The sequence below is a fragment of the Burkholderiales bacterium genome, from assembly GCA_036262035.1.
Taxonomy (GTDB): Bacteria; Pseudomonadota; Gammaproteobacteria; order Burkholderiales; family SG8-41; genus JAQGMV01.
The window spans coordinates 375523-396664 of record DATAJS010000009.1; the positions used below are offsets into that span (position 1 = coordinate 375523).

The following is a 21142-nucleotide window of genomic DNA, read 5'->3' on the forward strand; positions in this document are numbered from 1 at the left end:
TATCAGGAGAAAAGCTTGGAAAACGACAAGATCACCCAAGGCCGCCAGATCCGCCGCGAAGTCCTCGGCGATGCCTACGTCGACGCCGCGGCGAAGACCACCAACGACTTCAACCGCCCGTTCCAGGAGCTGATCCAGGAATACGTGTGGGGCACGCTGTGGGCGCGGCCGGGCATCGACCGCCGCACCCGCGCGATGATCAACCTCGGCATGCTCACCGCCATGGGACGCACCGAGGAAGTGAAGATCTATCTCAAGGCCGGCCCCAATATCGGCCTGACGCGCGACGACGTGCGCGAGGTACTGATGCAGACCGCGATCTACTGCGGCATCCCCGCCGCGCTCGACAGCTTCCGCGCCGCGCAGGAAGTGTTCAACGAGCAGGACCGCACGGCCACGTAGGGTGCGTCAGCCGGCAGGCGTAACGCGCCGCGCCGCGCTCTGCAGCCAAGTAAACTCCGGTTTTTCAGGGGCTTTACGATGGCTGCAGCGATCTCACCCGAGCTGATGGACCAAACGCGGCAATCCGTGGCGCAGATGTCCGCGGATGAGCTGCAACGCCTTCAGGTACTCTGCGGCGAGGACCAGGAGGAGCTCACCGCCTTCGCGCTGGCCTTCCTCTCCGAGCGTTCTCCCGACGCGGCGGGCGTCGCGCTCTACGCGCACGTGGTGCTGATGGAGGCGTTCCGGCACAGCAACGCGCGATTTCGCACGATCGAGGAGGACGAGATCCTGCGCGCGTGGGAGGACAACGCCGAATTCGTGGACGCCTTGCAGGAGGCCGGCTACGGCCGCCAGCCTTTCCGGGTGCAGCCCGAGAAGCACGCCGAGCCCGCGGCGTTGCAGTACGCGCTGGACGCGCTGACCGAGGACGACGAAGACGACCCTGTCGACATCGACGACGACGAGTTCTGGCATGCGTTCAGGGTGCTGAAGACGGTCATCGACTGCATGCACGACGCCCGGCGCACCGGATGATCGAGCGGAGCGTCGAGTGACGCTGTTCTTCGATCTGTTCGACTATCTGGCGCTGATATTGCGCGCCTTCGCGCTGATCGCTCAGACGGTAACCCTCGGCAGCGTCGCGTTTCTCTGCCTGATCGCGCAGCGCTTGCAGGCCGACGGCATCGCCGGGGCGGACACCGTGCAGCGAGGCGCGGTTCGAATCCTGCGCATCGCCGGCAGCGCGATCGCGGTCTTCGCGCTGCTGCGCGTCGCGCTGCAGGTGGCCGGGCTGGTCGGAACCGGAATTCCGCTGGACCGCGCGTTGGGCGCCGGATCGGTCATCGCGTGGTCGCTGCAGGCCGCTTGCGGCGCGGCGCTCGCGGTTCGCGCTCGCCGCGTCGATGCGTCGACCCTTGTTTTCGCGCTTGCCGTGCTCGCCTGCGGGATCGCGACGAGCCACGCGGCCGGCCGCATCGAAGACCGTGGCTGGCTGCTCGCCGCGACGGTCCTGCACCAGGCGGGCGCCGCCGTCTGGATCGGCGGCTTGCCGGCGCTGCTCGTCGCGCTTGCGACGGTCACCGATCGGCGCGCCCTCGCCTTCGTCGGCCGCCGTTATTCGGCGATGGCGCTCGCCGGTGTCGTCGCCCTGCTGACCGGCGCCGGCTTCTTCGCCGTGAAATACATCGGCTCCGGCGCAGCGATGTACGGCACCGCGTACGGCTTCATGACCGGCGCCAAGGTGGCGCTGTTCCTGATGCTCGCGTTCCTGGGCGCGGGCAACTTCTTCCTGGTGCGGCGGCTCAACCGCGACCCGGCGACGCCGATCTTCCGCTTTCGACGTTTCGTCGAGGCGGAGCTCGGGCTGGCGCTCGCCGCCCTCGCCGCCGCCGCGTCGCTGACGTCGGTGCCGCCCGCGGTCGACCTGACTGCCGATCGCGTCACCTGGGAGGAGATCGCCGAGCGCAACTGGCCGCCCCGACCGGCGTGGACCAGTCCGGCGCACGATCAGCTCGCCATCTCGAAGCTGCGGGACGAGCTGGAGAGCCGCGGCGCGGACGAGCGCGCGCTGGCGTTCGTGCCCGGCTCGGGCGTGCGCGTCACCTACAACGAAGCCGACAAGCTCTGGTCGCAGTTCAACCACAACTGGGCCGGCGTGTTCCTGTTGATCGGCGCGCTGCTCGCGCTCGGCACCCATGCGGGCCTGCGCTGGGCGCGAAACTGGCCGCTGGTGTTCATCGGGCTGGCCGTCTTCCTGTTCCTGCGCTCCGACGCCGATGCGTGGCCGGCGGGCGACATCGGCTTCTGGGAGAGCTTCCGCGACCCCGAGATCCTCCAGCACCGCGCGCTGCTGCCGCTGATCGTCGCCATCGGCTGGTTCGAGCGCAACGTGCAGACCGGCCGCTACGACGTGCGCCCGTCAGGCTACGTGTTCCCTCTGCTCTGCCTGCTCGGCGGTCTGGTGCTGCTCACGCACAGCCACACCCTCGACGACACCAGGGAAGTGCTGCTGATCGAGATGAGCCACTCGATCATGGCGCTGCTCGCGCTCGCGACGGGCGCCGCGCGGTGGCTGGAGCTTCGGAGCGAGGACCTCGGGGTGAGACGGGTCGCCGCGTGGATCTGGCCGATCGGGCTGGCGCTGATCGGGGTGGTGCTGATCGGGTATCGGGAGATGTGAGACCGCCGCGGTGGGCGACAGCCTGTAGGGAGTGCTGGATACCTGCTGCCGCCGCCCTATGGCATTTTGCGCTTCTGCCGTTAATGCGCCCGATGGACGTTCTGGAAGACCTTTGTCGCGACTGTCGGAGCCTGTCTTCGCAGGAAGAAGCGATCCCGCATCGCCGGCTTCGGCTCGCCTCGGCCGTGTTCGGCGCAGCGAGCGTGCGGGAGACCTACGTCTGCCGTGCCTGCCCGGCCGCGCCGCAGCGGCTGGTGCCGGACGATGCGAGCCGTCCGACCGTGTGGCTCGCAATCGCCTAGCCGAACGCCGGCACGATCTCCCGCGCGAAGCGCCGCAGGCTCTCCCGCGAATTCCCGCCGAAGTTGGCGAGCACGTAAGTCACCCCCACCTTTCGCAGCGCTTCGAGCTTCCGCACGATCTCGTCCGGCGTGCCGCAGAGCGCCGCCTCGTTGCCTGCGTCGCTGTGGCTGTACGCGAGGATGTGCGAGCCGCCGTCTCGATCGGGCGCGCGGGAGACCTCGATGGTGCGGCGGCGGACCGCGCCGGCGCGCGCGAGCGCGGCCCGGCGATCGGACTCGTCGCTCGCGACGTAGGCATCGCGCGCGACCGCGACGCTCATCGGATCGAACGCGCGGCCGGCGGCTTCGACCTCGGCCTTGTATAGCGCGACACGCTCGCCGATCGCCTCGACCGAAGCGAACTGATCGAGCAGGAGGCTCGCGCCTCGCGCCACCACACGCCGGATCGACGCCGCGCTGCCGGCCGCCATCCAGAGCGCAGGCGCGCGCGCCGGCTTCGGCTCGACGACGATGTCCTTGAAGTCCCAGTAGCGGCCGCGAAACGAGAACCGCCGGGAAGAGCTCCAGGCCTTCATCATCACCTCGAGCGCTTCGTCGAACCGCGCTTCGGCCTCTTCCATCGGTACCGAGAAGCCGTGGAACTCGTTGTAGCGATAGCCCTTGCCGATCCCCAGATCGAGACGGCCGCCCGACAGGAGATCGAGCGTCGCCGCCTGTTCCGCGAGCAGCACCGGGTTGTGCCACGGCAGCACCATGACGGCCGTTCCGACGCGAAGCGAGCGGGTGCGCGCAGCGACCCACGTGAGGAGCTCCAGCGTCGCCGAGATCTGGCCCCAGCCGGTGAAGTGGTGCTCGACGCAGAAGGTGCCGTGATAGCCGAGCGCCTCGGCTTCGACGTTGAAGTCGACGTAGTCGTGGAAACCCCGCCCCGGCGCGGTGGGATCGCTGCCGGTCTGCGCGCCGCCGAAGAGTCCGAATCTCAAGCCGCACCTCGCTCGCAGGGTGTCGGCATACTGTGCCACACTGCGTGATCCACGAGGAGAAGTCATGCGCTTTCGCGCCGTCACGCTGAACATGGAGCAGGACCACAAGCGCTGGGACCTGCGGCGCGAGCTGATCGCCGCACAGCTCTGTCAGTTAAAGCCCGACGTCTTTGCGATGAACGAAGTGTGCATCCCGCGGCAGACCGCGCGCTGGCTGCAATCGGAGCTCAAGGCGCGCACCGGCGCCGATTACGCGCTGGTGCAGCAGACCAAGGTCAACGGGCTCGCGGCAGTCGAGGGCGAAGCGCTGCTCACGCGCTTCCCGATCGTTGAAACCGGCAATCTCGATTACCAGACGCGCGACATGGTCGCGCTCGTCGCGCGCGTGATCGTCGACGAGAAGCCGGTGGACGTCTACGTCACGCACCTCTACCGCTCGCTCGGCGAAGATTCGCTGCGGCTCTACCAGGTCCAGCAACTGCTCGCGTGGATCGACTCTCGTCCCGACGCCGCGGCGCGCATCGTGTGCGGCGACTTCAACGCGCCGCCTCACATGCCCTCCGCGACGCTGATGGCCACCCGCCATACGCCGACTCAGACTGCGCCCACTGCCCCCACGCCGCTCGCAGGCGCGAACGGCGAAGTCTCGCATCCGCACTGGCCGCGCATGAAACATTGCATCGACTACATCTGGACCGCAGGCGCGCTGAAGGTCGTGGAAAGCGGCGTCTGCTTCGATCGGCCGAGCCCGACCGACCCCTCGCTGTGGCCTTCGGACCACGCGGGCGTGTGGGCGGACCTCGAGATCGGCTCGGTCTAACCACGACCGTCATTGCGAGGAGCGATAGCGACGAAGCAATCTCGTTGCGAACGCAAAATGCTTTTCGTGCGCCACGAGATCGCCGCGGCGCCTTCGGCGCCTCGCGATGACGTCAGTGCCCTTTCGCGCCGGGCGTCTTCGCAGCGGTCGGGAAGTACTCGGCCACCGGAATCTCGATCACGCACGGCGACTTCGTCGCGAGCGCGGCGGTCACCGCGTCGGCGATCTCCGAGGGCTTGGTGACGTAATAGCCTTTCGCGCCGTAGACCTCCGCCAGCTTGTCGAAGCGCGGGTTGACGAGGTCGACGCCGACGAAGCGCTCCTGGTAGTTGCGTTTCTGCTGCGCTTTTTCCGCGCCGTGGCAGCTGTTGTTCAGCACGAGCGCGACCAGCGGGATCCCGTGGCGCACCGCGGTGTTGAGCTCCTGCGAGGTATAGAGAAAGCCGCCGTCGCCCTGGATGGAAATCGCGGGACGGTCCGGCCGGCCGATCTTGGTGCCGAGGCCGACGCAATAGCCCATCCCTAAGCCGCCGTGGCCGGCGTAGTTGTGAAACGTCCCCGGCAGCTCGAACGACAGTCGATCGTAGGTAAGCCCCGGCGCGACGCCGGCGTCGAGCGTGACCATGCAGTCTTTCGGCAAAGCCTTGCGCAGCTCCGGATACACGCGCTGAGGCATCATCGGATCGCCTTGCAGCGACTCCTCCTCGGCAAGACGAGCCTTGCGGCGCTTCGCCAGCGCTTCGATATCCGCACGCCACGAGGCGTTGTCTTTCTTCGCAGAGCCCAGCGCTTCGAGCAGTTGCTGCGCGACCGCTTTGGCGTCGCCGACGATGCCGACTTCCACCGCGTGGTTGCGGCCGACTTCCAGCACGTCGATGTCGACCTGGACGATGCGCGTCTGCGGGTTGATGACGCTCGAATCCCAGTGGGTCGAGTGCTGGTTGAGCTTGGAGCCGAGCGCGAGGATCACGTCGGCGCGATGGATCGCTTCCATCGCTTCGGGCGCGCCGCGGTTGCCGGGGATGCCGATATAGAGGGGATGGCTGTTCGGCACCGCGTCGTTGTGGCCGTAGGCGGGAATGAGCGCCATCTCGAGGCGCTCGGCGAGCGCGACGGCCTCATTGGTGGCGTCGCCGTCGACCACGCCGCCGCCCGCGATCAGCACCGGCCGCTCGGCTTTGGACAGGAGCTCGGCCGCGCGCTTCACCGCGTCGCGGTCGCCCTGTATGCGCGCCTGCACCGCGCGATACGCCGACGACGGACGGATGAGGCTGTCGTCGATCGTCTGGTTGTCCATGAGGTCGCGCGGGATGTTGATGAAGACCGGTCCGCGCTTGCCCGACAGGGCGCTGCGGAACGCATCGTGGATGAGCTCGGGAATGCGCTCGGTCTTGTACGCCTGGCGCGACATGGACGTGATCGGCTTGAAGATGTTCACCAGGTCGAACGACTGCGCGCCGTCGCGATCGAGATACTTGCGGTCGACGTCGCCGGCGATGGCGACCACCGGCGCGCGGCCCTTGTACGCGAGCGCGATGCCGGTGGCGAGATTGATCGTCGCCGGTCCCGATGTCGTGAGACACGCCGTCGGCTTGCCCGAAGCGCGCGCGTAGCCGTACGCCATGAAAGCGGCGCCTTCCTCGTGGCGCGTATCGAGGAAGCGCACGTCTTCCCGCCCGTACATCGCGCACACGATGGTGTTGGTCGTCGAGCCGACGAGCCCGAAGATCGTGTCCACGCCTTCGGCGCGCAACGCTTCGATGATCGCTTTTCCCGCGTCGATCTGTGCCATGGTCTCTCCTCCGGTCGATCGCCGATGCTAACATCGATGATCGAATTTCGTAGGTGGTCCAGGTTGTGAAACGCGAAACACCCGGGTTCTCCGACGTGAGCTACGACGAAGCGCTGCGGCGCGCGGAGGCGCTCATCCCCCTGTTGCGCGAGCAGGCGCCGCTGTGCGATGCGGCGCGGACGCTGACGCCCGTCGTGCTCGACGCGATCCACCAGAGCGGGCTCTTCCGCTACGTGCAGCCCAGGATGTGGGGCGGCATGGAGTTGCCTTTCGTCGCGTACTTCGACGTGCCCGAGCGGCTCGCCCGGGGCGACCTCGCGACGGCGTGGGTCGTCGCCAACCTCGCCTCGCACCATCGCAACCTCGTGTGGTGGCCTCTGCAGGCTCAGGAAGAAGTGTGGGGCGTGAACCCCGACGTCGGCATCGCGGCGGGCATCGCGTATCCGCAAGGGCGCAGCGTGCCGGCCGAAGGCGGCATCGTGCTGTCGGGCGAATGGAATTTCTCGTCGGGCAGCGATCATTCGGAGTGGGAGATGCTGTCGAGCGTGCTGCGCGACGGCGACAGGGTGGTCGACTACGTGATGGCCCTCGTGCCGGCCTCGCAATACGAGGTGGTCGACGACTGGCAGGTGCTCGGCATGCGCGCGACGAGCAGCAAGACGATCCGCTGCGAGGACGTCTTCGTGCCGCACCATCGCTACATCTCGATGCAGCTCGCCAAACCCGATCACAGGTGGCCGGGGCTCGACGTACACCGCAATCCTCATTACCGCCTTCCCAATTCGGCACTGGGCGGACACACCATCGGCGGCTGTCTCGTCGGCCACGCGCGCGCGGTGCTGGACACCGCGATCGCAATGGTGAAGGCGCGCAGCACGAGCTATCAGGGCGCCAGGATGCGCGACTTCGCGACGGTGCAACTGCGCATCGCCACCGCCGGCGCGAAGATCGACGCGGCCGCCGCGCTGTTACGCAACGACTGCCTCGAAGCGCAGCGTACCGTCGAGGACGGCGGCATGCCCGACATCGAGACCAGGCTGCGCTACAAGCGCAACTGCGCGATGGCGGCGAAGCTCTGCATGGAATCGGTCGACACCCTGCACGAGATGGCCGGCGGCAACGGCATCTACGAGAACCAGCCGCTGGAGCGCATGCTGCGCGACATGCGCGCGGCGACCGGGCACTTCAGCTTCAGCGTCGACGCGCAGCTTCCGCCGTGGGGGCTGGCGATCCTCGGCGGGGAGATCAAGAGCCCGACCTTGTAGCGAAGGCGCGCTGGCCGGACTTTGCGTTACGCCTGCCGGCTGACGCACCCTGGACTCCCGTCCGCCGCGCAGGGTGCGTTAGTCGTCCTGTGTCATCGCGAGGCTCGCACGGCGAGCCGTGGCGATCTCGTGGCGCACGAGCCGTCCCGAGCGCCTCGGGATTGCTTCGTCGCCGCGCGCGCGGCTCCTCGCAATGACACAGTACGATTAGCGGCGGCGCGGGTTGCCGCAAGTTACGCGTCGCCGAAGCGCTCGGTGCGGGCCGCTACCGCGTGCCTCCGGGAGGATCGTTCCGGTCGTAGCGGATGCCGGCCTTCCAGTCCGCCATCACTTGCTTGAAACCCTCGACCTCCATGCGCGCGCGCCAGTCGCGCCGGGTGTTGCTGAAATGTCCGGCGAGGCTCACTTCGAAGTTCGTCTCCATCATGTCGCGGAAGCCCATGTGGTTGACGCTGCGATTGATCGCGAGCTTTTTCATCATCAGGATTTCGAGGGGGACGCGCGCGATTTCCGCGGCCATGTCGTCGACGACCGTGCCCAGCGACTCCGCCGGCACCGCTCTCGTGGCCCAGCCGTACTGCGCGGCCTCGAGACCGCTCATCGTCCCGTGCAGGAACGCGAAATCCTTGGTCTTGCGGATGCCGACCAGCGGCAGCCACGAGCCCCAGATGAGCCCCATCACCATGCCCGGCGCGGCCTCGACCGGACCGATCTTCGCGTCGTTCGCCACGACCACGATATCGGCGAGGCCGGCGATGATGGTTCCGGCGGCGATGCATGCGCCATGGACCTGCGCGATGACCGGCTTCGGGATCTCCCAGACCCGCATATAGGCGCGCAGCCGCTTCTCGAAGTCGATGCGGTGCATCTCGGTATCGGTGCCGGTCTCGCGCTCGCCCTGTTTGAAATGCTCCCGGCCGTAGTCGTGTCCGGCGCAAAAGCCCAGGCCCGCACCCTTGATCACCACGACGCGCACGTCGTTGTCGTCCTCCGCCGCGAGCATCGCCGCTTCGAACTCCCGCGTGAGCGCTTCGTTCAGGGCGTTGCGCTTCCCGGGACGGTTCAGGGTGATCGTAACCCGGTGGCCGTGCTTGTCGTACAGCAGATGCTCGCAGGATACGGTCGACATGGCGTCACCTCTCCTTTACAGGCCGTTCACTTCTTCTTGCGGTCGAGGAACGCCTGCACCTTCGCCCGATGATCCGGCGTATCGCGCAGGATCGAGGTATGCGACGACACCATGTCCAGATGCGCCGCGAGCGGCATGTTCATGCCCTGGTAGACCGAGCGCTTGTACGCCCGCACCGCCTCGAACGGCTGCGACGCGATGGCGCGCGCGAGCTCGTTCGTCACGGTCATGAGCTGGTCGAAAGGCGCCACCCTGTTCACCAGGCCGATGCGGTCGGCCTCTTCCGCGCCGATCGCGCGGCCGGTCCAGAAGAGCTCGAGCGCGCGCGGCAGCCCGATGATGCGCGGCAGGTAGTAGGTGCCGCCGTCGCCGGCGATGAGGCCGACGTTGATGTAGCTCTCTGCGAGCGTCGCGGTATCGGCCATGGTGCGCAGGTCGCACATGAGCGCCATGTCGAGGCCCGCGCCGCGCGCCGCGCCGTTGATCGCCGCGATGGTCGGCTTGTCCATGCGCTCCATGACGAACGCGATCTTGTGGACGTGGCGCCAGAGAAAATCCTTACGCTCGAGGCTGTCGTTGTTCGCGCGGTCCTTCTGCGCGCTGATGTCGCCGCCGGAGCAGAACGCCTTGCCGGCGCCGGTGAGGATGACGACCTTCACCTTGGGATCCTCCTCGCACTGCTCGAGGATGTCCGCCCAGCGGTTGATCATGTCCTTGGTGAAGGCGTTGTACTTCTCCGGACGGTTGAGCGTGAGGGTCGCGACGCCGTGGTCGTCGACGTCGAAAAGAATCAGGGAATCGGTGGTCATTGGGTCAGCCTCGATGTTGTGTTCCGCGCGCCGCGGTATTGCTTCGTCGCGTCGCTCCTCGCAATGCCGCTAGTGCGCGTGCACGGGCTCGCCCGAGCACGCTTTGGCTTGTTCTTCGCTATAGCCGAGCAGTCCGGTCAGCACGGCGACGGTGTGCTCGCCGAGCTCCGCGACGTGCGGCCGCGCGTGGGTCTTCAGCCCCGGCATCTGGAACGGCGCATTCGGGACGAGATACTCGCCGACGCGGTCCTTCACCTTCGAGAAAGCGCCGCGCTCTATCGTCTGCGGATCGTTCATCGCTTCCTCGACCGTCTGGTAGCGCGTCGACGGCACGCCGCCCGCGAGCAAGGTGTCTTCGCATTCCTGTCCGCGACGCTTGCTCGTCCATGCCTCGATGAGGTCCATGAGCTCGCCCCAGTGCGCCTCGCGCACGCGGGTCTTCGCGAAGCGCGGGTCGGTCGTCCATTCGGGATGACCGACGGTCTTCGCGAGGTTCTCGAAGTTCTTCTGCGAGGTCGGCGCGGTGACGATGTAGCCGTCGAGCGTCTTCAGCGGCTGGTAGACGCGGATCTTCTCGTCGGTCGGCGCCTGCGTTTCCTGCACTTCGTAGACGAGCAGGTTCAGCATCGCGTCCATCAGCGCGACGTCGATGAAGCGGCCCTGGCCGGTGCGCTCGCGGTCGTAGAGCGCGGTCTGCACCGCGCCGAACGCCGACATCCCGCCGAAGACGTCGGCGATGAAGGTCGCGGTGTTCGCCGGACGGCCGCCGCCCTGGTATTGCACCTGCGCGAGATCGTAACCGCTCGACGCATGCACGATCGGCGCATACGCCGGACGCTGCGACTTCGGCCCGGTCTGGCCGAAGCCCGACACCGAGCAATAGACGACCTTCGGATTGGTCGCGGAGACCGCCTTGTAACCGATGCCGAGACGATCGGCGACGCCGGGCCGCCAGTTCTCGACGATGACGTCGCATTTCGCCGCCAGCGCGATCGCGGCATCGCGGCCCGCCGGCGACTTCAGGTCGAGCACCAGGCTTTTCTTGCCGCAGTTCAGATGCCCGAAGAAGCTGCTGTAGCCCTTGCGCACCGGGCGGCGATTGCGGTTGTGATCGCCGGCCGGCGGCTCGACCTTGAGCACTTCGGCGCCGAGGTCCGCGAGCACCCGCGTGCAGTACGGCCCCGACAGCATGTTGGTGAAGTCGAGGACGCGGATGCCGTCCATCGGCCCGCGCGACTCAGCAGCTTTCATTGCTTCTCCTCCGTTGTTCTCAGGGCAGCGCCGCGCCCATGTCGGGCTTGCTCGCCGCGACGACGTAACGCCAGAGCCCTTCGCCGCCGAGCTGTGCGGCCACGCGGCCGACCCACGCCTGCCATTCGGTCTCGGTGCCGAACTCGTCGCGCCATGCCCACAGACGGCGCGTGCTTCGATGCAGCGTGTGCTCGTGCGTGAAACCCATCGCGGCGTGGACCTGGTGCGCTACACCGGCGACGACCGCCACCGCTTCGCCGATGCGCGCTTTGGCCGCGGCGATCTCGAAGCGCGCGAGGCGCTCGGCGTTCGCTTCGGCTGCCGATTGCGCGACCGCGCTGCCGGCAGCGACCTGCGAGGCCATGGCCGAAATCTGCTGCTGCACCGCCTGGAACTTGCCGATGAGGCGTCCGAACTGAACGCGCTCTTTCGCGTATGCCACGGTGAGCTCCAGCGCGCGCTCCATGGCGCCCGCCATCGACTGCGTGCGGAACAGCGCGCCGTTGAAGAAGAGCTCGCTGCGGTTCCAGCCTTTGCCCGTATCCTCCTCGGAGACCGGCAGGCGATCGAATCGAACCGCGTCGCGCGGCTCGCGCGCGTAGCTCCAGTCATGCGTCCAGCCCTGCGGCTTCTTCACGACGACCGTGCGCGCGCCGTCGTCGGCGTCGGCGATCAGCACCAGGGTTTCAGCGTCGCGGCCCCAGGGGATGCGCTTGAGCGATCCGGAGAGACGCCAGCCGCCGCTCGCGCGTTCGAGCTTGAGGTTGTCCCGGCGAAGCACCGGGCCGATGGTCAGCGCACCGTCGACGGCCGAAAGGTTCGCCGCGGCGAGCATGCGCTGCGCGAGCCAGGTCTCGACGAGCGGCACCGGTGCAGCGTAAGCACCCAGCACGCGCGCCAATGCACAGAGATCGACCGTCCCGACACCGGTGTCGCTCTGCGCGGCCGCTGCAAGCCCGGTATCGGTCAGCGCGTTCCACAGCTCGCGAGGCCAGGTGCCCGCTTCTGCGGCTTCGGTCACTTCGCGGGTGCACAGATCGCGGAAGAGGCGCGCCGCGCTGTCGGTGAGCATCGCGTCGCTCATCGCAGCCCCAGCCCCCGCGCGATGATGCCGCGCAGGATCTCGCGCGTGCCGCCGCGGATCGGATACGACGGCGCGTAGAGCAGCGCGCGGTCGAGCATCTCGTTGAAGCGGTCCTCGTCCGGCAGCTTCGCGCGGTCTTCTTCCTGCATCACCTGGCGCGCGGCTTCGGGGATGTCCTGGTCGAACTGGTTGCCGAGGTCCTTGACGAGGGCCGCTTCCACCGCGGGCGTGATGCCCTGGTTGAGCAGCCCCGCGAGCGAGAACGACATGCGGTGCAGCGTCCACAGATGCGTCACGAGACGCCCGATCTTCTCGGCGTCCGCACGGTCGAGGTCGGCGCCCGCGCTGTCGAGCAGGTGCACGAGCACGCCGTAGGCGTTGAGCCAGCGCTCCGAGCCCGCGCGCTCGTGCGCGAGCTCGCCCGACACCTGCTTCCAGCCGTTGCCGACTTCGCCGATGACGCGATCGTCCGGAATGAAGACGTCGTCGAACACCACTTCGTTGAAATCGTGATCGCCCGCGAGGTTGTAGATCGGGCTGATCGTGATGCCGGGCCAGTCGAGATCGACGATGAACTGGGTCACGCCTTCGTGGCGGTTCTTCTCGTCGAACGGCGCGGTGCGCGCGAAGAGGTTCATGAGGTGCGCCTTGTGCGCATAGCTCGTCCAGACCTTGCGGCCGGTCACGCGCCAGCCGCCGTCGACTTTCGTCGCCTTGGTCTTGATCGACGCGAGATCGGAGCCGGAGTCGGGCTCGCTCATGCCGACGCAGACGTAGCACTCGCCCGCGGCGATGCGCGGGAGATAGGTGCGCTTCTGGTCTTCCGAGCCGCACGAGAGCAGCAGCGGACCGAACTGGCGGTCGGCGAGCCAGTGCGCGCGCACCGGCGCGCCGGCGGCGAGCAGCTCTTCGGTGACGACGTAACGCTCGAGCGAGCTCTTCTCGTGGCCGCCGTACTGCTTCGGCCACGTCATGCCGATCCAGCCTTTGGCCGCTACTTTCCTGCTGAACCCGGCGTCGTAGCGGTCCCAGCCCGAAGGCTCGCGCGTATAGGCGCCGGCTTCGAGCTCGGCGCGCAGGAAAGCACGCACCTCTTCGCGCAAGCGTTCGAGGTGCTCGGCATTCTCGAGCTCGGCCAGGCTGAACGAGGTGAACATCGGCTGGTCGCGGCGGACGGTGCTGCCGCAGGGCGTTTAATATTCTGAACGACGTTCGGATTTTCGGGGGCCGGAGAAGGTGTGTCAAGCGGCCTGGGGCTTGAAAGGCGTGATTGACCGCCAAGGACGCCAAGGACGCAAACGAAGATCAAAAGCGTTTAATCAACATGCCTGCGCGCCCGGCGGCGTGCTCACCCGTTATCGCTTCGCTTTTCCTTTGCGTCCTTTGCGTCCTTTGCGGTTCCAGCTTTTCGCTTCAGGCCCCCTTCCCCTTCAGCCCGGCGGCGTCGATGACCTTGCGCCACGTCGCGATCTCCTCGCGCAGCACCGACGCGAACTCTTCGGGTGTCGACGCATTCACTTCGAAACCCATGTCGACCAGCCGCGAGCGCATCGCGGGCGCATCGACGATGCGCACGAGCTTGTCGTGCAGCAGCGCGACGATGGCCTTCGGCGTAGCGCGCGGCGCAACCACACCGTACCAGCTCGTCGGCTTCACCGCGTAGCCGCTTTCGGCGAATGTCGCCAGATCGGGCAGGATCGCGAGCCGCTTGTCGCTGCCCACGGCGAGCGCACGCACGCGATCGGCTTTCATGTGCGGGAGCGCGGCGGCGACGGCCATGAATCCGGCGTCGACCTCCGCCGCGACGATCGCGGTGACCGCAGGGCCGCTGCCCTTGTACGGAACGTGCGTCAGCGAAACGCCGGCGACGTTCATCAACAGCTCCATCTGCATGTGGCTGCCGATGCCGCGGCCGCCCGAGGCGTAATTGAGCTTGCCGGGACGCGATCTCGCGAGCGCCACGAGCTCCTTCACCGAGCTCGCGGGCACCCTGGGATTGACCACGAGCACGAACGGCGCACCGGCGACGAGCGAGACCGGCGCGAAGTCCTTCACCGAGTCGTACGGCGCGCCGGTCAGGTATGGCGCGATCGCGAGCGGCCCCTGGAAACCGAGGAGCAGCGTGTAGCCGTCGGGCGCGGCTTTGGCCGCGATGTCGGTGCCGATCACGCCCGCCGCGCCCGCGCGGGTGTCGATGACGACCGGCTTGCCCAACGAGTCACTCAACGCCGGCGCTATCGCTCTCATCAGCAGCTCGTTGGGACCGCCGGGTGAGGATGCGACGATCACTCGGATAGGCTTGGTCGGATAGCCTTGCTGCGCGAAAGATGAACCGCAAAGGACGCCAAGGACGCAAAGGACTACAAAAGCAAAACTAACCGCAGAGGACGCGGAGGAAAATCTCTCATTGAAAAAAGCTTTTGATCTTCCTTGGCGTCCTTTGCGTCCTTTGCGGTTCAACACGCTTTTCGCCTCCGGGGTCTGCAACAGCGCGGTGCGTTACCACGCACCCTACGCCTTCTCGAGCATGATGCGTTGAAGATGGCCGTCCGCTGGTTTTCCTCTGCGTCCTCTGCGGTTAAAAACGCCTTAAAGCACTCCAGAGCTCTGTAGAGCGGCAATCTCTTCCGTCGCCAACCACCCTTCCAGCGCCCGCTTCGCATCCGGCGCTTCAGGCGGCGTAGGCGTCTCCGGCACCGTCCGGCTGAAGCGCGGCGCGGGCGCGGGTTGGGTGACGCCGTCGACGTCGATGAACGTCTGACGCGCCGCGAGGTGCGGATGCTTCGGCGCTTCGGCCATCGACAGCACCGGCGCGAAGCACGCGTCGCTGCCTTCGAGCAGCTTCACCCATTCGCCGCGCGTCTTCGTCTTGAATTTTGCCGCGAGCGCGGTCTTGGCGCGCTCCCAGTTCTTCTTGTCGCGCTGCTCGCCCAGCGTTTCGGGTGCGATCTCCAGCACCTTCAGGAGATCGGCATAGAAGCGCCCTTCGATCGGCGCCACCGAGATCCATTCGCCGTCGGCGCACTGGTAGACGTCGTAATAGTGCGCGCCGGAATCGAGGCTGTTCGTCCCGCGCTCGAGCGACGCGAGGCCGCCGCCGAAAAGACCGTAGATCGAGGTCATCAGGTTGGCCGTGCCATCGACGATCGCGGCGTCGACCACCTGTCCTTTGCCCGACTGCCGCGCTTCGATGATGCCTGCGAGGATGCCCATCGCGAGGTAGAGCGAACCGCCGGCGTAATCGCCGAGCAGGTTGAGCGGCGGCGTGGGCGGCTGGTCCTTGCGGCCGATCGCGGCGAGCGCGCCGGTGATCGCGATGTAATTGAGATCGTGGCCCGCGGCCCTGGCGAGCGGTCCTTCCTGTCCCCAGCCGGTCATGCGGCCGTAGACGAGCTTCGCATTGCGCGCGAGGCACACGTCGGGACCGAGGCCCAATCGCTCCGCGACGCCCGGCCGGAATCCTTCGATCAACGCATCGGCCTGACCGACGAGCTTGAGCACGAGCTCGACCGCGTCGGGCTGTTTGAGATCGACCGCGATCGAATGGCGATTGCGCAGGAGCAGGTTGTAGGCCAGCGGCCGCGGCGTGCCGAGGTCGACCGGCTGCTTGCGGTCGACGCGTAGCACCGTGGCGCCGAGATCGGCGAGCAGCATCGCGCACATCGGCCCGGGACCGATGCCGGCGAGCTCGACCACTTTCATTCCATGGAGCGGTCCCATCACGCCCCCTGCCCGATAAACAGGCCCGAGGCCTGTGTCGCGACGTCTTTCATGAGCTTCCTGAGTGTAGGCAACTCGCGCTCGAAGCGCTCGACCGGCGCGCCGATGAGGAGCGCCGCGGCGACGCTGCCGTTGGTGTCGAAGACCGGCGCCGCGAGTCCCGCCGCGCCCGGCACCGCTTCGCCGATGCTGATCGCGAGACCGGTCTTGCGGATCTTGTCGAGCTCCTTGCGCAGCTCCGCGCGATTGGTGAGGGTGCGGTCGGTCACCGGCTTCAACTGCACCGTCTTCACGTAATCGTCGCGCCAGTCCTCGTCCGCGAACGCGAGCAGCAGCCGTCCGGCGGCGGAGCAATACAGCGGACGCGGCGAGCCGAGCGGCGCCATGTAGCGCACCGGCTGCGGGCTCTCGACGCCTTCGACGTACGTCACGCACCGGGCGTTCTTGTCGATGATCGCGAGATACACCGATTCCTGCGAGCTCTCGACGAGCTGCTGCATGAAAGGCCGGATCAGCCTGGGAAAGCTGCGCGTGGAGAGGATGTCGGCCGCGAGCCTGAACACCGCGGGCCCGAGGCGATACACGCTGTTCTCGTGAAGGAGATAGCCCTTCGCGACGAGCGGCCGCAGGAGCGTGAGCAGGCTGCTCTTGGGCGAGCCGAGCTCGACCGAGAGCCTGGCGAGGGTCATGCCGTCGCCGCTCTTCGCGATCGCGCCGAACAGTCCGAGCACGCGCGTGAGCGAGCGCGGCGAGTTGTCTTCCTGGGCCATGTCTTGTTTGACAGCGTTTCGTCGGGCGTTCATTATATCGAACACCGTTCAGAAAACGCGAGCCGCAGCGAGCTTCTTCCGCCAAGCGGTTTTCCCGCCTCAATGAGCTACACCTTATCCGACGACCAGCGGCAGGTTCAGGATCTGATCCGCCGCGTCGCGCGCGAGAAAGTCGCCGCGCGTGCCGACGAGATCGACCGCACCGCGGAATACCCCGACGACATGTACGCGCTCCTGAAGGAGCTCGGCCTGTTCACGCTGCCCTTCCCTCAGGAGTACGGCGGCGCCGCGAGCATGCTGTCGGCGTGCATCGCGGTCGAGGAGCTGGGACGCGTCTGCTACAACACCGCGTATCTGCTCGTCGTTCAATGGATCCCGTTCGGCGCGATCCTCGCCGGCGGCACGCGCGAGCAGCGCGACCGCTTCCTGCCCGGGCTCGCGAGCGGAGAGCTGCGCGCCGCGTTCTCGACCACCGAGCCGCAGAGCGGCTCCGACGTGCAGGGCATCAAGACGCGCGCGACCAAGGTCGACGGCGGGTACAGGATCGACGGCGCCAAGATCTGGTGCACCGGCTCGCACGTCGCGGACTTCATCCTCGTCGCGGCGAAGACTACGGGCGAAGACGGCAAGACCGAGATCAACCTCTTCATCGTCGAGAAAGGGATGAAGGGTTTCCAGGTCGGGCGCAAGGAAGACAAGATCGGCGCGCGCGGCATCCCCTCCTGCCCTCTCTTCTTCGATGACGTGTTCGTTCCCGAGAATAACCGGCTCGGCGCCGAAGGCAAGCAGGGCTTCAAGCTGGTGATGGAAGCCTTCAACCATTCGCGGCCGATCATCGCGGCGCGCGGCGTCGGCCTCGCGCAGGGCGCGATCGACCACGCGACGAATTTCATACAGAACCGCGTCGCGTTCGGACAGACCGTCAGCGATTTCCAGGGCGTGCGCTGGATGATCGCCGACATGGCGATGCAGACCGAAGCCGCGCGGCATCTGGTCTATCGCGCGGCTTCTCTAGTCGACGCCGGCGTGACCGGCAGCGAGCTCGCGCCCGTCGCGGCGATGGCGAAGTGCTTCGCCACCGACGTCGCGATGAAGGTCGCCACCGACGCGGTACAGCTCTTCGGTGCGGCCGGCGTGTCGGCCGAATTCCCGATCAATCGCTACTTTCGCGACGCCAAGGTGCTGCAGATCATCGAAGGGACGAACCAGATACAGCGCAACATCATCGCCGGGTCGGTTTTGGGAAGACCCGGCAAACGATAGATATCGTCATTCCCGCGAAGGCGGGAATCCATTTTCACGTTTGAGACCTCAAGAATGGATTCCCGATCACATCGCGCTGTCGCGCGGTCGGGAATGACGGTTGTTTAAAGGACCACTCATGGAAACAGTAGGACTCGGCTTACACTTCGAAGACCTTCCCGTCGGCAGGCAGTTCAAGACCATCGGCCGCACGGTCACCGAAGCGGACATCGTCAACTTCGTGAACTGCACCGGCATGGTCGAGGTGCTGTTCACCAACGTCGAGTTCCTGAAGCAGGACTCGGACATCAAGGGCCGTCTCGCGCCCGGCGCGCTGGTCTACACCTTCGCCGAAGGGCTGCTCTGCCAGTCGACGATGCAGCACACCGGCTACGCGTTCCTCGGCATGCAGCTCGAGGTGAAGAGCCCCGTCCTCGCGGGCGACACGATCCATGTCGAATGCGAAGTGGTCGAAGCGCGCCTCTCCAACAGCCGTCCCGGGCGCGGCCTCGTGCGCACCCGCAATCGCGTGGTCAAACAGGACGGCAGCGTGGCGATCGAGTACACGCCGCTGCGGATGGTGAAGTGCCGCAAGAAAGAAGCGTGACCCGATGAGCGGTCCTCTCGCGGGCGTCCGCGTCCTCGATCTCACGATCAACATCCTCGGCCCGCTCGCCACGCAGATCCTCGGCGACATGGGCGCCGAGGTGATGAAGATCGAGGCGCCCGAAGGCGACCCGATGCGCCACTCGGGGCTCACGAAGAATCCCGGCATGGCGCAGCTCTTCATGAACACCAACCGCAACAAGAAGAGCGTGGTGCTCGATCTGAAGAAGCCGGCGCCGCGTGATGCGCTGCTGAAAATGGTCGAGACCGCCGACGTCTTCGTGCACAGCACGCGACCGCAGACGGCGGAACGGCTGGGCGTCTCCTATGAAGCGCTGTCCGCGCGCAACCCGCGCCTGGTGTACGCCTACGCCCCCGGCTACCGCTCCGACGGGCCGAACCGCGACCGCCCCGCTTTCGACGACGTGATCCAGGGCGAGAGCGGCATCGCCGCGATGATCGGCCGCGGCGCCGGCGAGCCGCGCTACATCCCGATGGTGATGGCCGACAAGTTCTGCGGTCACGTGCTCGCGTCCGCGATCGGCATGGCGCTCTACGCGCGCGAGCGCACCGGCAAGGGCCAGGAAGTCGTCGTGCCGATGCTGGAGACGATGCTCTCGTTCAACCTCGTCGAGCACCTCTGGACCAATTTCTTCGAAGCCGATCGTGCGAACCTCGGTTATTCGCGCATCTTCTCCGCGCACCGCCGCCCTTACGCGACGCGCGACGGCCACATCTGCATGCTCGCGGTCAGCGACGACCAGTGGCGGCGCGTGTTCCAGGTGATCGGCCGGCCGGAGCTCGCGCAGGACGAGCGCTTCGCCAGGCTCAACGCCCGCACGCGCAACATCGACACGCTCTACGAGACCCTCGCCGGCGAGCTTCGCAAGAAGACGACCGCCGAATGGCAGCAGCTCCTCGACGCCGCCGATCTGCCGAACGGCCGCGTCAACGAGCTCGCGAAGATGGCCGAAGACCCGTATCTCACCGAGACCGGCTTCTTCCATCACTACGAACATCCCACCGAAGGCTCGATGGTGACCACCTCGATCCCGGTGCAATTCAGCGCAACGCCCGCGAGCCTGCGGTTGCAGCCGCCCGCGCTGGGCGAGCACACCGAGCAGGTCCTGCGCGAGCACGGCATGGAGAAGCTATGAAAGGTTTGAGCGGCAAAGCCGCGATCGTCACCGGCGCCGCGAGCGGTATCGGCCGCGCCATCGCGGAGCGTCTATCGCTGGAGGGCTGCGTGGTCGGCGTCTTCGACCTCAACGCCGACGCCGCCGATGCGGCCGCCGGCGCGATCGGCTCGGCAGGCGGCAGAGCGTACGCGCACAAGGTCGACATCAGCGACTTGGGCGCGGTCCAGTCGGCGGTCAAGGCCTTCGAAGAACGCGCGGGCGCGATCGAGATCCTCGTCAACAATGCCGGCTGGGACAAGGCCGCGCCCTTCCTCGGCTCCACGCCCGACCTCTGGAAGAAGCTGATCGACATCAACCTCTACGGCCCGATCAACCTGCACTACGCGGTGCTGCCGGGCATGGTCCAGCGCAAGCGCGGGCGCGTGGTGAACATCGCGTCCGATGCCGGCCGCGTCGGCTCTTCGGGAGAATCGGTGTACTCCGCGTGCAAGGGCGCGATCATCGCGCTGACCAAGACCCTCGCGCGTGAGCACGCGCGTCACAACATCCAGTTGAACTGCGTCTGCCCCGGACCGACCGACACGCCGCTGCTGCGCTCGTTCGCGCAGGACGGCGACGCGGGACAGAAGCTGATCGACGGTCTCACGCGGGCGATTCCCATGAAGCGCCTCGGGCAGCCGACCGACTACCCCGGCATCGTCGCGTTCCTCGCGAGCGACGACGCCGCTTTCATCACCGGCCAGACGATCAGCGTCTCGGGCGGTCTCACGATGAGCTAGGAAACGATATGGCCTACGAAGATATCAGACTCGAAAAGAAAGACGGCGTCGCGCGCATCACCATCGACCGCCCCAAAGTGATGAACGCTTTTCGCGGCAAGACCTGCGAAGAGCTCCTCGACGCGTTCGCCGACGCGGGCTGGGACAAATCGATCGGCGTGATCGTGCTGACCGGCGCAGGCGACCGCGCGTTCTGCACCGGCGGCGACCAGTCGGCGCACGACGGCTCGTACGACGGCCGCGGCACGATCGGCATGCCGATCGAGCAGCTGCACAACGTGATGCGCGAGATTCCCAAGCCCGTCATCGCCCGCGTGCAGGGCTACGCGATCGGCGGCGGCAACGTGCTCGCGACGGTCTGCGATCTCACCATCGCCTCGGACAAGGCGATCTTCGGCCAGGTCGGTCCGAAAGTCGGCTCGGTCGATCCGGGCTGGGGCACCGCGTATCTCGCGAGCGTCGTCGGCGAAAAGCGCGCGCGCGAGATCTGGTATCTCTGCCGCCGCTACACCGCGCAGCAGGCGCTGGAGATGGGCCTCTGCAACGCCGTCGTGCCGCACGACCAGCTCGACGCCGAAGTCGACAAGTGGTGCGCGGAGATCGTCGAGAAAAGCCCGACCGCGGTCGCGATCGCCAAGGCGTCGTTCAACGCCGCCTCCGAGAACATCCGCGGCATCGGCAGCCTCGGCTTCCAGGCGCTCAACCTCTACTACCAGACCGAGGAATCGAAGGAAGGCGTGAAAGCGTTCCTCGAGAAACGCAAGCCCGAGTTCCGTAAAAAAATGAAGTGACGGCCGCGAATCGCGGCCGTCATCCCGGACGCGTGCG

The 21142-nt window shown here is 66.9% G+C and carries 21 protein-coding genes; 11 read left to right on the forward strand and 10 right to left on the reverse strand.

Going from position 1 to position 21142, the window contains the following annotated elements:
- Positions 1-15 precede the first annotated feature (15 nt).
- The 4 genes from VHP37_07735 (at position 16) to VHP37_07750 (ending at position 2925) form a co-directional block, all read left to right on the forward strand.
- The gene (locus tag VHP37_07735; GenBank protein HEX2826220.1) at positions 16-402 is read left to right on the forward strand and encodes a carboxymuconolactone decarboxylase family protein; all 387 of its coding nucleotides are present in this window, start codon (positions 16-18) and stop codon (positions 400-402) included.
- Positions 403-480: 78 nt separating this feature from the next.
- Complete coding sequence (locus tag VHP37_07740; protein ID HEX2826221.1) at positions 481-978, forward strand: hypothetical protein; 498 nt, start codon at positions 481-483, stop codon at positions 976-978.
- 16 nt (positions 979-994) lie between these two features.
- Positions 995-2623, forward strand: a complete 1629-nt coding sequence (locus VHP37_07745) for a CopD family protein (GenBank protein HEX2826222.1) — start codon at positions 995-997, stop codon at positions 2621-2623.
- 92 nt (positions 2624-2715) lie between these two features.
- Positions 2716-2925, forward strand: coding sequence for a hypothetical protein (locus tag VHP37_07750; GenBank protein HEX2826223.1), 210 nt, complete (start codon positions 2716-2718; stop codon positions 2923-2925).
- Here VHP37_07750 and VHP37_07755 read toward each other — a convergent pair.
- Entirely contained in the window at positions 2922-3908 is a 987-nt protein-coding gene (locus tag VHP37_07755; protein HEX2826224.1) for an LLM class flavin-dependent oxidoreductase, read from the reverse strand. The two genes, VHP37_07750 and VHP37_07755, sit on opposite strands and share 4 nt — an antisense overlap.
- 64 nt (positions 3909-3972) lie before the next feature.
- On the opposite strand from VHP37_07755, the gene VHP37_07760 reads away from it, so the two are divergent.
- Entirely contained in the window at positions 3973-4728 is a 756-nt protein-coding gene (locus tag VHP37_07760) for an endonuclease/exonuclease/phosphatase family protein (GenBank protein HEX2826225.1), read from the forward strand.
- A gap of 112 nt (positions 4729-4840) precedes the next feature.
- Here the strand turns inward: VHP37_07760 and VHP37_07765 are convergent, their stop codons facing one another.
- Entirely contained in the window at positions 4841-6520 is a 1680-nt protein-coding gene (locus VHP37_07765) for a thiamine pyrophosphate-binding protein (GenBank protein ID HEX2826226.1), read from the reverse strand.
- Positions 6521-6585: 65 nt separating this feature from the next.
- Here VHP37_07765 and VHP37_07770 point away from each other — a divergent pair, with 65 nt between their 5' ends.
- Positions 6586-7785, forward strand: coding sequence for an acyl-CoA dehydrogenase family protein (locus tag VHP37_07770; GenBank protein HEX2826227.1), 1200 nt, complete (start codon positions 6586-6588; stop codon positions 7783-7785).
- 265 nt (positions 7786-8050) lie between these two features.
- Here the strand turns inward: VHP37_07770 and VHP37_07775 are convergent, their stop codons facing one another.
- The 8 genes from VHP37_07775 to VHP37_07810 all read right to left on the reverse strand — a co-directional run bounded on the left by VHP37_07775 (position 8051) and on the right by VHP37_07810 (position 16548).
- On the reverse strand, positions 8051-8914 hold the full coding sequence (locus VHP37_07775) for an enoyl-CoA hydratase-related protein (GenBank protein HEX2826228.1): 864 nt from the start codon (positions 8912-8914) through the stop codon (positions 8051-8053).
- A 26-nt stretch (positions 8915-8940) separates the two neighbouring features.
- Positions 8941-9723 carry an enoyl-CoA hydratase-related protein gene (locus VHP37_07780; protein ID HEX2826229.1) on the reverse strand — a complete coding sequence of 261 codons (783 nt, stop codon included), beginning with the start codon at positions 9721-9723 and terminating at the stop codon, positions 8941-8943.
- A gap of 69 nt (positions 9724-9792) precedes the next feature.
- Positions 9793-10974, reverse strand: coding sequence for a CoA transferase (locus VHP37_07785; GenBank protein HEX2826230.1), 1182 nt, complete (start codon positions 10972-10974; stop codon positions 9793-9795).
- A gap of 19 nt (positions 10975-10993) precedes the next feature.
- Positions 10994-12058 (reverse strand): acyl-CoA dehydrogenase, encoded by a 1065-nt coding sequence (locus VHP37_07790; protein ID HEX2826231.1) that lies wholly within the window; start codon positions 12056-12058, stop codon positions 10994-10996.
- A complete protein-coding gene (locus tag VHP37_07795) occupies positions 12055-13215 on the reverse strand; it encodes an acyl-CoA dehydrogenase family protein (GenBank protein HEX2826232.1) in 1161 nt (386 codons plus the stop codon). Before VHP37_07795 ends, VHP37_07790 begins: the two co-directional genes overlap by 4 nt.
- Before the next feature lie 256 nt (positions 13216-13471).
- Positions 13472-14305, reverse strand: coding sequence for a tripartite tricarboxylate transporter substrate-binding protein (locus VHP37_07800; protein ID HEX2826233.1), 834 nt, complete (start codon positions 14303-14305; stop codon positions 13472-13474).
- A 342-nt stretch (positions 14306-14647) separates the two neighbouring features.
- Positions 14648-15778, reverse strand: a complete 1131-nt coding sequence (locus VHP37_07805) for a CaiB/BaiF CoA-transferase family protein (protein HEX2826234.1) — start codon at positions 15776-15778, stop codon at positions 14648-14650.
- Positions 15778-16548 carry an IclR family transcriptional regulator gene (locus VHP37_07810; GenBank protein ID HEX2826235.1) on the reverse strand — a complete coding sequence of 257 codons (771 nt, stop codon included), beginning with the start codon at positions 16546-16548 and terminating at the stop codon, positions 15778-15780. Before VHP37_07810 ends, VHP37_07805 begins: the two co-directional genes overlap by 1 nt.
- Positions 16549-16650: 102 nt before the next feature.
- Here VHP37_07810 and VHP37_07815 point away from each other — a divergent pair, with 102 nt between their 5' ends.
- From VHP37_07815 to VHP37_07835, 5 genes are all read left to right on the forward strand, one after another.
- Positions 16651-17811 (forward strand): acyl-CoA dehydrogenase family protein, encoded by a 1161-nt coding sequence (locus VHP37_07815; protein ID HEX2826236.1) that lies wholly within the window; start codon positions 16651-16653, stop codon positions 17809-17811.
- 118 nt (positions 17812-17929) lie between these two features.
- Complete coding sequence (locus VHP37_07820) at positions 17930-18397, forward strand: MaoC/PaaZ C-terminal domain-containing protein (protein HEX2826237.1); 468 nt, start codon at positions 17930-17932, stop codon at positions 18395-18397.
- A gap of 4 nt (positions 18398-18401) precedes the next feature.
- The gene (locus VHP37_07825) at positions 18402-19553 is read left to right on the forward strand and encodes a CoA transferase (protein HEX2826238.1); all 1152 of its coding nucleotides are present in this window, start codon (positions 18402-18404) and stop codon (positions 19551-19553) included.
- On the forward strand, positions 19550-20314 hold the full coding sequence (locus tag VHP37_07830; GenBank protein ID HEX2826239.1) for a glucose 1-dehydrogenase: 765 nt from the start codon (positions 19550-19552) through the stop codon (positions 20312-20314). Before VHP37_07825 ends, VHP37_07830 begins: the two co-directional genes overlap by 4 nt.
- Positions 20315-20322: 8 nt before the next feature.
- The gene (locus VHP37_07835) at positions 20323-21105 is read left to right on the forward strand and encodes an enoyl-CoA hydratase-related protein (GenBank protein HEX2826240.1); all 783 of its coding nucleotides are present in this window, start codon (positions 20323-20325) and stop codon (positions 21103-21105) included.
- Positions 21106-21142: the final 37 nt, after the last annotated feature.